This window comes from Streptomyces europaeiscabiei, assembly GCF_001550375.1.
Classification (GTDB): Bacteria; Actinomycetota; Actinomycetes; order Streptomycetales; family Streptomycetaceae; genus Streptomyces; species Streptomyces europaeiscabiei.
Map to the genome: position 1 here is coordinate 1 of NZ_LRTR01000559.1, position 12,433 is coordinate 12,433.

The 12,433-nt window shown below is 72.6% G+C and carries 13 protein-coding genes; 6 read left to right on the forward strand and 7 right to left on the reverse strand.

Annotated elements, in window-relative coordinates; all coding sequences use genetic code 11:
• Positions 1–152: 152 nt before the first annotated feature.
• On the forward strand, positions 153–1,190 hold the full coding sequence (locus AWZ10_RS27310; protein WP_046703250.1) for an NUDIX hydrolase: 1,038 nt from the start codon (positions 153–155) through the stop codon (positions 1,188–1,190).
• 117 nt (positions 1,191–1,307) lie between these two features.
• Here AWZ10_RS27310 and AWZ10_RS27315 read toward each other — a convergent pair whose 3' ends face one another.
• Positions 1,308–2,663, reverse strand: coding sequence for a dipeptidase (locus AWZ10_RS27315; protein ID WP_060892298.1), 1,356 nt, complete (start codon positions 2,661–2,663; stop codon positions 1,308–1,310).
• A 182-nt stretch (positions 2,664–2,845) separates the two neighbouring features.
• Between AWZ10_RS27315 and AWZ10_RS27320 the strand changes: the two genes are divergently transcribed.
• The gene (locus tag AWZ10_RS27320; protein WP_046703248.1) at positions 2,846–4,051 is read left to right on the forward strand and encodes a geranylgeranyl reductase family protein; all 1,206 of its coding nucleotides are present in this window, start codon (positions 2,846–2,848) and stop codon (positions 4,049–4,051) included.
• Between the two features lie 81 nt (positions 4,052–4,132).
• Here AWZ10_RS27320 and AWZ10_RS27325 read toward each other — a convergent pair whose 3' ends face one another.
• Positions 4,133–4,585 (reverse strand): nitroreductase family deazaflavin-dependent oxidoreductase, encoded by a 453-nt coding sequence (locus AWZ10_RS27325; protein WP_046703247.1) that lies wholly within the window; start codon positions 4,583–4,585, stop codon positions 4,133–4,135.
• A gap of 226 nt (positions 4,586–4,811) precedes the next feature.
• Here AWZ10_RS27325 and AWZ10_RS27330 point away from each other — a divergent pair, with 226 nt between their 5' ends.
• The 3 genes from AWZ10_RS27330 (at position 4,812) to AWZ10_RS27340 (ending at position 7,546) form a co-directional block, all read left to right on the forward strand.
• Positions 4,812–5,525 carry a TetR/AcrR family transcriptional regulator gene (locus tag AWZ10_RS27330; protein WP_046703257.1) on the forward strand — a complete coding sequence of 238 codons (714 nt, stop codon included), beginning with the start codon at positions 4,812–4,814 and terminating at the stop codon, positions 5,523–5,525.
• A gap of 99 nt (positions 5,526–5,624) precedes the next feature.
• Positions 5,625–6,884 (forward strand): sensor histidine kinase, encoded by a 1,260-nt coding sequence (locus AWZ10_RS27335; protein WP_079104454.1) that lies wholly within the window; start codon positions 5,625–5,627, stop codon positions 6,882–6,884.
• The gene (locus AWZ10_RS27340) at positions 6,881–7,546 is read left to right on the forward strand and encodes a response regulator transcription factor (RefSeq protein ID WP_046703246.1); all 666 of its coding nucleotides are present in this window, start codon (positions 6,881–6,883) and stop codon (positions 7,544–7,546) included. The genes AWZ10_RS27335 and AWZ10_RS27340 overlap by 4 nt, the downstream gene beginning before the upstream one ends.
• Here the strand turns inward: AWZ10_RS27340 and AWZ10_RS27345 are convergent.
• The 5 genes from AWZ10_RS27345 to AWZ10_RS27365 all read right to left on the reverse strand — a co-directional run bounded on the left by AWZ10_RS27345 (position 7,507) and on the right by AWZ10_RS27365 (position 11,307).
• The gene (locus tag AWZ10_RS27345) at positions 7,507–7,830 is read right to left on the reverse strand and encodes a DUF6332 family protein (RefSeq protein WP_046703245.1); all 324 of its coding nucleotides are present in this window, start codon (positions 7,828–7,830) and stop codon (positions 7,507–7,509) included. The genes AWZ10_RS27340 and AWZ10_RS27345 overlap by 40 nt on opposite strands.
• Before the next feature lie 63 nt (positions 7,831–7,893).
• On the reverse strand, positions 7,894–8,634 hold the full coding sequence (locus tag AWZ10_RS27350; protein ID WP_060892299.1) for a maleylpyruvate isomerase family mycothiol-dependent enzyme: 741 nt from the start codon (positions 8,632–8,634) through the stop codon (positions 7,894–7,896).
• An 87-nt stretch (positions 8,635–8,721) separates the two neighbouring features.
• Complete coding sequence (gene tgmB, locus AWZ10_RS27355; protein WP_046703243.1) at positions 8,722–9,705, reverse strand: ATP-grasp ribosomal peptide maturase; 984 nt, start codon at positions 9,703–9,705, stop codon at positions 8,722–8,724.
• Positions 9,706–9,721: 16 nt separating this feature from the next.
• Positions 9,722–9,913 (reverse strand): putative ATP-grasp-modified RiPP, encoded by a 192-nt coding sequence (tgmA, locus tag AWZ10_RS27360; protein ID WP_013005676.1) that lies wholly within the window; start codon positions 9,911–9,913, stop codon positions 9,722–9,724.
• 179 nt (positions 9,914–10,092) lie between these two features.
• Complete coding sequence (locus AWZ10_RS27365) at positions 10,093–11,307, reverse strand: MFS transporter (RefSeq protein WP_408997598.1); 1,215 nt, start codon at positions 11,305–11,307, stop codon at positions 10,093–10,095.
• Positions 11,308–11,734: 427 nt separating this feature from the next.
• Here AWZ10_RS27365 and AWZ10_RS27370 point away from each other — a divergent pair.
• Positions 11,735–12,433 (forward strand): LLM class flavin-dependent oxidoreductase (locus AWZ10_RS27370; RefSeq protein WP_159058352.1); only part of this gene is annotated, 699 nt, incomplete at its 3' end.

A 12,433-nucleotide genomic window follows, 5' to 3' on the forward strand; every position in this document is an offset into this window, starting at 1 on the left:
TGATGCGGGGGAGCGGCAGCCCCATGACACGCAGCGCGCCGTCCTGCTCGGGCAGCACCTGGCCGCCCGCGTATTTCGGCTCCTCATCAGCGGCTGGTTTCCGTGGCGGAGTGGAGGGCAAGCCTCAGGGGGTCAACAGAAGAGGGGGAACCGTGATCGTCTGGATCAACGGTGCGTTCGGTGCGGGGAAGACCACCACCGCACGGGAACTGATCGAACTGATCCCGAACAGCACGCTCTTCGACCCCGAGGTCATCGGCGGCACACTGACGCATCTGCTGCCGGCCAAACGCCTCGCCGAGGTCGGCGACTTCCAGGACCTGCCGAGCTGGCGACGGCTCGTGGTCGACACCGCCGCCGCCCTGCTCGCCGAGCTGGGCGGCACCCTCGTGGTCCCCATGACCCTGCTCCGCCAGGAGTACCGCGACGAGATCTTCGGCGGCCTCGCCTCCCGCCGCATACCCGTACGGCATCTGCTCCTGGCCCCGGCCGAAACGATACTGCGGGAGCGAATAGCCGGGCGGGAGATACCGCCCGACCTCCCCGACGGCGAGATGCGGATGCGCCAATGGGCGTACGACCACATCACTCCCTACCGCGCCGCCCTGGGCGGCTGGCTCACCGCCGATGCCCACCTCGTCGACACCGGCGCCCTCACCCCGTACGAGACCGCGCGGCGCATCGCCGACGCCGTGGCCGCCGACGACGTACCCGTGTGCGACATCGTGCAGACCCCCGAGCCGACCGCCGAGACGGTCGCCGCGGGGGTCCTCCTGTTCGACGAGGACGACCGGGTCCTGCTGGTCGATCCGACCTACAAGGCCGGCTGGGAGTTCCCCGGCGGGGTCGTGGAGGCCGGGGAGGCGCCGGCGCGGGCGGGTGTGCGTGAGGTTCAGGAGGAGACCGGGATACGGCTGGACGATGTGCCCCGGCTACTGGTGGTGGACTGGGAGGCGCCCGCGCCGCCCCGGTACGGCGGACTGCGCCTGCTCTTCGACGGGGGCCGACTCGATGTCAGCGGGGCGCAGCGGCCCGTGCTGCCCGGGCCCGAGTTGCGTGACTGGCGGTTCGTGACCGAGGAGGAGGCCGCAGATCTGCTGCCGCCGGTGCGGTTCGAGCGGCTGCGGTGGGCCCTGCGGGCGCGGGAGCGGGGCGCTGCGCTGTACTTGGAGGCCGGTGTGCCGGTGTGAGGGTCGCCGCCGCCGTTTCAGGCAGGTCGTGGGGCGGCTGCGGGTGATGTGTGGTCGCTCGCGCAGTTCCCCGCGCCCCTGAGGGGCGCGGCACCGCACCGGCGTTGCATTGTTCGCTCAGTTCGCCGCGTAGTTGCGCAGGAACAGAGCCTCCGTCACCGACATGCGCTCCAGTTCCTCCGGGGACACGCTCTCGTTGACCGCGTGGATCTGGGCCTCGGGTTCGCTGAGGCCGATGAGGAGGATCTCGGCGTCGGGGTAGAGGGCGGCGAGGGTGTTGCAGAGCGGGATGGAGCCGCCGTGGCCCGCGTACTGCATTTCCTGGCCCGGGTAGGCGACGGCCATGGCCGAGGCCATCGCCTCGTACGCCGGGCTGGTGGTGTCGGCGCGGAACGCCTGGCCGTGGCCGATCGGTTCGCAGCTCACCCGGGCGCCCCACGGAGTGTGCGCCACCAGGTGCGCTTCGAGCAGCTTGGCCGCGTGCCCGACATCGACGCCCGGCGGGACGCGCAGGCCGATCAGGGCGCGGGCGCTCGCCTGGATCGACGGGGTCGCGCCGACCACGGGCGGGGCGTCGATGCCGAGCACGGTGGCGGCCGGGCGCGCCCAGATGCGGTCGGCGACCGTGTCCGCGCCGACCAGCTCCACGCCGTCCAGCACCTTGGCGTCCTTGCGGAACTGCGCGTCGGTGTACTGCAGGCCGTCCCACGTCCCGTCGCTCGCGAGTCCGTCGACGGTCGTCGTGCCGTCCGCGGCGCGCAGCGAGTCGAGGACGCGGATCAGCGCGGCCAGCGCGTCGGGGGCCGCGCCGCCGAACTGGCCCGAGTGCAGATTGCCTTGGAGGGCGTCGATCCGCACGCGCAGGAGGATCATGCCGCGCAGGGAGGCGGTGACCGTCGGCAGGCCGGCGCGGAAGTTGCCCGCGTCGCCGATGACGACGGTGTCGGCGGCGAGCAGCTCCGGGTGCGCCTCGGCGTACTGCTGGAGGCCGCCCGTGCCCATCTCCTCGGAGCCCTCGGCGATCACCTTGATGTGGACGGGCACCCCGCCGTTCGCCTTCAGGGCCCGCAGCGCGAGCAGGTGCATGAGCACGCCGCCCTTGCAGTCGGCGGCGCCGCGCCCGTACCAGCGGCCGTCGCGCTCGGTCAGCTCGAACGGCGGCGACACCCAGGCGGCCTCGTCCAGCGGCGGCTGCACGTCGTAGTGCGCGTAGAGCAGGACGGTTTTCGCGCCCTCGGGCCCCGGGAGGTAGCCGTACACGGACCGGGTGCCGTCGGGGGTGTCGAGCAGGGCCACGTCCTGGAAGCCCTCGGCGCGCAGCGCGTCGGCGACCCAGCGCGCGGCGCCCTCGCTCTCGCTCCTCGGGTACTGGTCGAAGTCCGCCACCGACTTGAAGGCCACCAGTTCGGTGAGCTCCTCCTTCGCCCGGGGAATCAGCGAGGCGACGGTCTCGGCGACCTGGTTCGACGGCATGGGCACGCTCCTCGTGGGTGCGACGTTGTCCTTGGGGGTATGCGGCTGCGTACGCGCTTACCCGGAGTGTCGGTGTAGGGCGCACGCGCTGCCGATCCTGCCACAGCGGTCCTCGGCGTCACCCGCCGTAGGATGCGTGGGACAGGTGCGGCAGGCGGCTGGATCGGGAGCAGTAGACCATCGTGAGCAGCGAGAACTCTTCGGCGGACGACGTACAGCGGGTGTGGGACGTCGTCGTGGTGGGCGCGGGCCCCGCAGGGGCTTCGGCCGCCTACGCGGCGGCGGTCGCGGGACGCAGCGTCCTGATGCTGGAGAAGGCGGAACTGCCGCGGTACAAGACGTGCGGCGGCGGCATCATCGGTCCCTCGCGCGACTCGCTGCCGCCCGGCTTCGAGCTGCCCCTCAAGGACCGGGTGCACGCGGTCACCTTCTCCCTCGACGGCCGTTACGCCCGGACGCGCAAGTCCAAGCAGATGCTGTTCGGCCTGATCAACCGGCCCGAGTTCGACCACCAGCTCGTCGAGCACGCCCAGAAGGCGGGCGCCGAACTGCGTACGGGTGTCACGGTCACCCGGGTCGAGCAGCACGGCTCGGCCGTGCCGGACCGGCGGACGGTCGCCGTTGTTCTGCAGGGCGGCGAGACGCTGCTCGCGCGGGCCGTCGTCGGGGCGGACGGCAGCGCCAGCCGCATAGGGGCACATGTCGGGGTGAAGCTCGAACAGGTCGACCTCGGCCTGGAGGCGGAGATCCCCGTTCCGGAGACCGTCGCCGAGGACTGGAAGGGTCGCGTCCTCATCGACTGGGGCCCGATGCCCGGCAGTTACGGGTGGGTCTTCCCCAAGGGCGACACCCTGACCGTCGGCGTGATCTCCGCGCGCGGTGAGGGCGCCGCCACCAAGCGGTACCTGGAGGACTTCATCGGGCGGCTCGGCCTCGCCGGCTTCGAACCGAGCGTCTCCTCCGGGCACTTGACGCGTTGCCGTGCCGACGACTCGCCGCTCTCCCGGGGGCGCGTACTGGTCTGCGGCGACGCGGCGGGGCTGCTGGAGCCGTGGACGCGGGAGGGCATCTCCTTCGCGCTGCGGTCGGGGCGGCTCGCAGGGGAGTGGGCGGTGCGGATCGCCGAGGCCCACGACGCGGTGGACACGCGCCGCCAGGCCCTCAACTACGCGTTCGCCGTGAAGGCGGGGCTCGGCGTCGAGATGAGCGTCGGCAAGCGGCTGCTGGTCGCCTTCGAGCGGCGGCCGGGCCTCTTCCACGCGGCGCTCACCGGGTTCCGGCCCGCCTGGCGGGCCTTCGTCGACATCACGCGCGGGTCGACCTCTCTGGGCGAGATCGTCCGCAGCCACCCGATCGCGCAGCGCGCGCTGACCGCGTTCGACAAGTAGGCCCGGAGAGCTAGCGGTTCGACGAGCGGGCCCGGCACCGCTGGACCGCCGCGCCCGCACAGCCGCCGGCACCCCGGCCGGTCACCGCTCGACGGTGATCCGGAAGACGGGGTGCTTCGGCGCGGCGGCGAGCAGCTCCTCGTCGGTGGAGTCGGCGCTGACGTCGCCGAAGAACCGGCCCACCTCCCAGCCCCACTTCTTGAGGTAGGTGCGCAGGACGACGGGCTTCTCCTCGTCGGACAGCTCGACGGCCGTGAACTCCTGCACCCGGCGGCCGACCTGGAGCCGCCCGCCGCCCGCCGCCCGCATGTTGCGCACCCACTCGGAGTGGCCGCGCGCCGAGACGAGGTAGGGGCCGCCCTCGTACGGCAACGGGTTGACCGGCAGTCGACGCCACTCGCCGCTCTTGCGCCCACGCACCGAGAGCTCGGCCGTGCCGAGGAGACTGACGCCGCGGCGGGCGAGCCAGCCGATGAAGCCGTTGAGCGCCCGGTCGAACGGGTTGGCCTTGATGTAGTGGGGCGACGACGACATGGGGGTCCTCCCGTAGTGGTGGAGCGACTCGCCGTGGGTTCAGAAGCGGCGAACACTTTGGAGAGCACTGCTCTCGCTTGAGGGCAGTGTGCACGAGATCGGTGCTCCGAAGCAAGAGCAGTGCTCACATTCGCGACTCGCGCTCTACTTCGCATGCGGCGCTCCAATAAGTGAGCGCCGCTCTAAAACGTGTGCAGTGCTCTGCCTCTATGGCACACTGCTGTACATGAGCACAGCACGAGGAGCCCGCGCCCGCGCCCGGATCGAGGTCACCGCAGCCATCAAGGACGAGGCGCGCAGACAGCTCGCCGCCGAGGGTGCCGCCAAGCTGTCGCTGCGAGCCGTGGCGCGCGAGCTCGGCATGGTCTCCTCCGCGCTGTACCGCTACTTCCCGAGCCGCGACGACCTGCTGACCGCGCTGATCATCGACGCCTACGACTCCTTGGGCGAGGCCACCGAGGCCGCGCACGCGAAGGCCGTCGGGGAGAGCCCGGCGGGGCAGTGGGTCGCGGTGTGTGAAGGGGTGCGGGAGTGGGCGTTGGCGCGACCGCACGAGTACGCGTTGATCTACGGTTCGCCCGTGCCCGGGTACGCCGCGCCCGCTACGACCCTGCCGGCCGCGGCCCGGGGCGGGCAGGTGCTGATCCGGATCGTGCGCGACGCCTATCAGGCGAAGGGTGTGGCCCAGTGGAAGCTGCCCGCCGAACTCCGACCCGAGGCGCGGCGGATCGCCGAGGAGTTCGCGCCCGACCTCCCGCCGGAGGTGATCACGGTGCTGGTCGGCGCGTGGGCGCAACTGTTCGGGCTGATCAGCTTCGAGGTGTTCGGGCAGTTCAACCGGGTGGTCGAGGACCGGGATGTGTTCTTCCGGCACGCGGCGGGCCAACTCGCCCACCATGTCGGTCTGGTGTTCCCGCAGTCCGAGGCGGCGGAGCGCTGACGTTCCCCGGGACGGGCAGGGTGTACTTCGGCGGGAGTACGCGTGATCACCTCGCTCGGGTGACGTCGTGCCGGGTGGGCGGCGTCTAGCGTGGCAGCCATGGCGGAGCAGGGTGCGGAGGCGGGCGGCCTCCCGATGCGAGGTGGGCCGCCGTGGCGACGGTGGTACGGGGGCGGGCCCCCGTGGTGGAACCGGCCGGACGGCGACGACGCACGCCCGCGCCTGCCTTGGCGTTCCACCGCGGTGGTCGCCGTCTTCGTCGTGGTCAGCTCCAACGCGGCCGCCGAGTTCCAGCAGGGCGAGCGCGCCTCGCTCGACCCCTTCGCGCGCGTCCTGCTGCTCCTGGGCGCCGTCCTGCTGCTGTGGCGGTGGCGGCGGCCGGTGCTCGTCGCCTTCGGGACCGCCGCGACCGCCATGGTGTATCTGGGGGCCGGATATCCGTACGGGCCGGTGTTCCTCACCGTCGCCGTCGGCTGCTTCAGCGCGATCGTCGCCGGGCACCGCACGGCCGCCTGGACGGCGATGGGGGCGCTGTGGGTGGGGCATGTGCTGGTGGCGCACTGGCTGTTCCGGTGGCTGCCGCCGGGCGGGGACGACGCCGCGAGCTGGGGGCAGGAGATCGTCGTCGTGGCCTGGGGCGTGGCGATCGTCGCGCTCTCGGAGCTGGCCCGGACCCGGCGCGAGCAGTGGGCCCGGGAGCGGGCCGAGCGAGCGCGGGCGGCCCGGCGGCGGGCCGACGAGGAGCGGCTGCGGATCGCCCGCGAACTGCACGACGTCCTCGCCCACAGCATCTCGGTGATCAACGTCCAGGCGGGCGTCGGCCTGGCGCTCCTCGACTCCGACCCGGAACAGGCGCGCACCGCGCTCACCACCATCAAGGCCGCGAGCAAGGAGGCCCTGGGCGAGGTCCGTCAGGTCCTCGACACCCTCCGGACGCCCGGCGACGCCCCGCGCACCCCGGCCCCGGGGCTCGACCGCCTCCCCGAACTCGTCGAGCAGGCGGCGGGCGCGGGCCTGACCGTCGTGATCGAGGGCGAGGCGCCGGAGCTGTCGACGGGCACCGATCTCGCCGCGTTCCGCATCGTCCAGGAGGCACTCACCAACGTCGTACGGCACTCGGGATCGCGCCGCGCGCGCGTGGACCTCGATCACGACGGCCGTGAGCTGCGGCTGCGGATCGACGACGACGGACCCGCGACCGGCACCGACGTGGGCGGCAGCGGCAACGGACTCGTCGGGATGCGGGAGCGGGCCGCCGGGCTCGGTGGCACGATCGAGGCGGGCCCGCGCGTCGACGGTGGGTTCAGGGTGCTCGCCGTACTGCCGGTACGGTCCCACGAGGTGGAGGAGGACCGGTGATCCGCGTACTGCTGGCCGACGACCAGGCTCTGGTGAGGGCCGGGTTCAAGGCGCTGCTCGACGCCCAGCCCGACATCGAGGTGACCGGGGAGGCCGCCGACGGTGAGGAGGCGTTGCGCAGGGTGCGCGAACTCCGCCCGGACGTGGTCCTGATGGACATCCGTATGCCCCTGCTCGACGGCCTCGCCGCGACCCGGCGCATCACCGACGACCCGGGGCTCGCTCAGGTCAGGGTCGTCATGCTGACCACCTTCGAGCTCGACGAGTACGTCTTCGAGGCGATCCGGTCCGGCGCGTCGGGCTTTCTCGTCAAGGACACCGAGCCGGACGAACTGGTGCGCGCGGTACGGGCGGTGGTGGAGGGCGACGCGCTGCTGTCGCCGGGGGTGACGCGGCGGCTGATCTCCGAGTTCGCGGCCCGTTCCAAGGAACCGGCGGCCGTCGCCTCCCTCGCCGGACTCACCGAGCGGGAGCGGGAGGTGATGGCCCTTGTCGGCATCGGACTGACCAACGACGAGATCGCCCGCCGTCTCGTCGTCAGCCCGTTGACCGCCAAGACGCATGTGAGCCGCACGATGGTGAAGCTGGGTGCCCGCGACCGCGCCCAACTCGTCGTGCTGGCCTACGAGTCGGGGTTGGTGCGGCCGGGCTGGCTGGGCTGAGCCGGGCCCGGCCGACCCGGTTTTGCGGGAGCCCGTCCCAACGAGCGCGTGGCGCGCCGGAAGCGGGTCAGCACGATCGTGACGACCGCGACGAACACCACCACGGTCACGGTGAACGCGAGGGCGCCGAGCAGGCTCCACCGGCCGCGCAGGGAACCGAACAGGTTTGGCAGGAACTCGGTCACACCGAAGTAGGCCGCGCCCGCCGGCACCGACCCCGCGAAGAGCGCGAAACCGATCTCCGTGGTCATCGCGTCCCGTTCGGCCTGGGTTCGTCTCCCCATGAGCCGAGTGTGGGGGCGGCGGGCCCACCCGACAAGGCAGTTGGCGCACCCGTCGGGCCCGGTTCAGTCGATGCCCGAGGTCTCCCGCCACAGTTCCGCGAGTGAGGCGTCGCCCACGACGGCAGGGAGGGGCAGCCGGTTCCACAGGGACAGGTACAGCCGGGGCGCCGGGCCCGCGATCTCGCAGTCGGGGTCCCTCGCCTGCGACGCCTCCACGCGTTCTGCCACGGGTGGTTCGGACGACAGCCGTACGGTCCAGACGGCGCCGGTGTCGGTCGCCCGCACCTGGAGGACACGCGGTGTCCCGGTGCGCACCCGGCTCCTGTCGCGGGCGTGGAAGCCGAGCAGCAGTTCGTCGATGCCGTCGACGGCGAAGTCCACGGAGGGTTCGCCGAGTTCGCCGCCGAGCGCGGATTCCGCGTCGGCACGGTGCACCGCCGTCTCGTGGGCCTGGCGGCGCGCCCAGAAGGCCAGTGGGGACGGGGCGGGAAGGAAGGTCCAGCAGTCCATGTCGGCCGGGGCGGAGCGGAGGGTGTCGACGAGGCGCCGGTGCCCGTCCTCGAACCAGGTCAGCAGGGCGTCACCGTCCAGCTCCGGGCCGCTGACGAAGGGGTGGGGCGTGGAACGGCCCTCGGCGAGGTGGGCCGTGGCCCAGCGGTGCACGGCCCCCGTGTGCCGGACCAGGTCCCGCACCCGCCACTCGGGGCACGTCGGCACCGCGGTGTCCGTACCGGCCTTCCGGGCGGCCGTGGCGAGCAGCCGGCCCTCCTCGTCCAGCGCTCTGATGTACTCGGCAGTCTCCATGGGGCGAGTCTGCCGGATGAAGCGCGCTCGAAGCACCCGCCCGAGCCGGGGCGGGCGCTTCGGTTCACCGGTGGACGGTCCGGGGCGTCAGGGCGTCGCCCGGATCCGGCCGGCGCGGCGCGTTCCCGCCCCCGGTTCCTCGTGCGCCAGCCACTCGGCGACGCTGTGGGCGATCGGCTGGCCGGTGTCCATCTCCACGAACCCGAACTGGCCGGACTGGTTGCACTCCAGAAACCACCAGATCCCGTCCGCGTCCTCCGCGAAGTCGAAGGCCCCGTACGAGAGTTCGGCGTCGCGGAGGTAGGCGCGCACGGCCGTGCCGGTGCGTTCCGGGACGTCCACCGGTTCCCAGGGCGCGGTGGAGGGGGCGAAGCGGACGTCCACCTCGTCGGGGTGCGCGTCCGGGGCGACCGCCTTGCGGGCGGCCAGCATCCGGTCGCCGACGACGGTGAGCCGGATGTCGGCGGTCTTGGCGATCCGGCGCTGCAACAGCGTCGGGCCGAACGCGACGGCGGTGAAGTCGGTGCCGGGCGCGATACGGCTGGTGGGGACCGTCCGGGCGGGTTCCTGCGGGTGGGTGCCGGAGACCGGCTTCACCACCAGGTCCGGGAAGCGCTCGGCGAAGTCACGGGCGGCCTGCGGGAACGTGGTGATCAGCGTGGCCGGTACGGGGAGCCCGCAGTGCTGGGCGTGGCGGAGCTGCCACGGCTTGTGCCGGGCCCTGCGGGCCGCGTCCGGGTCGTTCATCCACCGCGCGTCCGTGCCCCGCAGCATGCCGTACAGGGCCTGCGAGGACTCCTCGGTGAGCCAGGGGGACGGCTCGGCGACCCGGGTGGCCGGAACGCCGGGCCGGCGCAGCCAGACGGACCGCAGCCCGCTCATGCTCACCAGACGCCCGCCGGCGGACAGATGCCCGCGGAAGGAGCCGTGCACGTACTCCCCGGAGAGTGCCACCGCGCCGGGCAGCTCGGCGGGATCGAGCCGGACCACCGGTACGCCGGTCCTGTGGAGTTGCGCCACCACCAGGTCCGCCGTCACATCCTGTTCGCAGGTGAGGATCAACACCGTCATCGTCGCGGGTCCGCGTTCAGTCGTCGAAATGGGTCTTCGATCCCGCAGTGGACGTCGTCGCCCCCAATTCCCGCATAAGACCCTGGTCATGCGCGGCTATCCGCCCGTCGGCGAGCACGTTCAACTGCAGCCCGGAGTCGTAGGTGTACGGAGCGCTGAACTCCAACTGCTCAGCGGCGCGAGCGTAGTTGAGCACGAACAGTCGCATCGTTTCTCCTTGTTCGGGACCATCCGGAAAACCGGATGGTGACGCTCCGGCCGCCCTCTGTCCGGCCGGGTCGCAGTGCCTCCAGGGAGTTATACGAATCGAACGACTGAATGGTTGCCTCATGTTCTCGGAGGGCTGACTTCCTGCACCGCGAGGTGTCACGGGACAACGGTGAGTGGTCATTCGGCGGCCGAGTGACGGGTGGCGAACGCGATGCCGGAGGCGAACGCGGCGAGTACCGCGACGCTTGTGAGCGCGGCGGGCAGAGAGATCCATTCGGCCATGAAACCGATCGCGGGCGGGCCGAGGAGCATGCCGAGATAGCCGAGGGTGGAGGCGGTGGCCACACCGCCGGGCCCCGCCAGCGCGCCGGCGCGTTGGATGGCGACGGGGAAGATGTTGGCGAGGCCCAGCCCGGTGACCGCGAAGCCGAGCAGCGTCGCCCACACGGAGGGGGCGAGGGAGCCGAGCAGCATGCCGACCGTCGCGGTCACGCCACCGGCCACGAGCACCGTGGTCCTGCCCAGGCGTTCGAGGAGGGTCGTCCCGGTGAGCCGGCCGATCGTCATGGCGAGCGCGAAACACGAGTAACCGATCGCCGCGACGCCGGGCGAGGTGTCCAGGTCCGCCTCCAGGTGCAGGGCGCCCCAGTCGGCCAGGGCCCCCTCGCCGTACGCCGTGCACCCGGCGATCAGGCCGAGGACGACCACCAGGCCACGCGTACGGCCGTCGAGGCGGCGGGGGCCTCTCTCGCGGGCGTCCTGCTCGGAGGTACGGTCCGCGGGTGCCGGGGGCTCGTGGCGCAGCAGGGTGGGTGCGGCGACGGCGGTCACCAGCAGGCCGATCACGGTGATGCCGAGCAGATGGCGTGTGGGGGACAGGGAGCCCGCGACCAGGCCGCCGAGCCCCGCCCCGAGCATGCCGCCGAGGCTGAACGCGGCGTGGAAGCTGGGCATGACGGGCCGCCCCAGCGCGGCCACCAGGTCCACGGCGGCGCTGTTGAAGGCGACGTTGATCCCGCCGAAGGCCGCGCCGAAGACCAGCAGTACCGCGCCCAGCGCGAGTGCCGAGTGGGTGAGCGGGGGCAGTGCCACGCCGAGCGACAGCAGGACGGCGCAGGCGACCGTCACCGGGTGGCTGCCGAAGCGGCGGCAGAGCCGGCCGGTGAGCATCATCGTGATCACCGCCCCGGCGGACACGCCCAGCAGTGCGAGGCCCAGCGCGCCGGGCGACGCACCGGTCTGTTCCTTGATCGCGGGGATCCTGACCACCCAGCCGGCGAAGACGAAGCCGTCGAGTGCGAAGAAGGCGGTGATGGCGATGCGGAGGGCGCGCAGGCGGGTGGGGGCGCTGTCATGTCCCGGCACGCCGTTGTGCGTTCGGGTTCTGTCCATTCGCGGCACGGAACCAGGCTAGGTGCCGCTGTCGCCGGATTCGCGCCTCATTCCGGCCCCTCCGCCCGCCCACATCACCCGTCGGTGAGCCGATGCCGGGGGCCGCCTCTGGGGCAAGGGTGCCGAGGCATCGGCGGGGCACAGCGCGGGTGTTCACGTGCGCCCGTTTCACATGCGCGTACAACTAATGTGCTTGACACCTTCCCGGGCGGACGACGTAGGTTGAAGCGACAGGCACTGGACGGGTGGAGGCCCTGATGCGCGTACGTGACGCGGCACCGCACGGTGCCGGCGCGGGCACGCGGCTGATCACCCGGCGGCATGTGGACTACTGCCGTACCGCCTCCGCCGTCTGTCCTTCCGCACGCGCCTGACCCCCGTCGGCCCCGCGGGCCGGCCGTCTCGTCGTGCCCTCGGAAGGAACCCCATGTCCGGCCCCGCCCTGCGCCTCGCCGTCGAACTCGACGGTGACGGCGCCCATCCCGCGGCCTGGCGCCGCGCCGCCCACGCTCCCGACCATCTGCTGACCCCGCGCCGGGTGGCGCGTGTCGCCGCCGCCGCGGAGAACGCCGGGTTCACGCTGCTCACCCTGGACGACGGCGCGCTGCCGCCCGGTCACGTGCCCGACACGGTCGGCCGGATCGGCGCGGTGGAGCGGGCCGCGTTCATCGCCGCGTCGACGAGCGTCGCCGGTGTCGCACCGGTCGTCCCCCTCACGTACGCCGAACCGTTCCATGTCTCCAGCCAGTTGGCGTCCCTCGACCACATCTCCGTCGGGCGCGCCGGGTGGGTGGTCGGCGAGGAGACGCGGCCCGAAGCGGCACGTGCCTGGGGCCGCCCCCTCGTCGAAGGGGCCGCAGCCCGGGCACGCGAGTCCCGTGACGGTGTCGAGGCGGTACGCGCGCTGTGGGACTCGTGGGAGGACGACGCGGTCGTCCGTTCCGTGGCCACCAGCCGGTATCTCGACCGCGACCGGCTCCACCACATCGACTTCACCGGCGACACCTTCACGGTGAAGGGCCCCGCGATCGTGCCGCGTCCCCCGCAGGGGCAGGTCGTCGTGCTCGGCCACCCCGGTCCGGTGCCCGCCGAGCAGCTCGACGTCGCCCTCGTCGCGGGCCGCGAC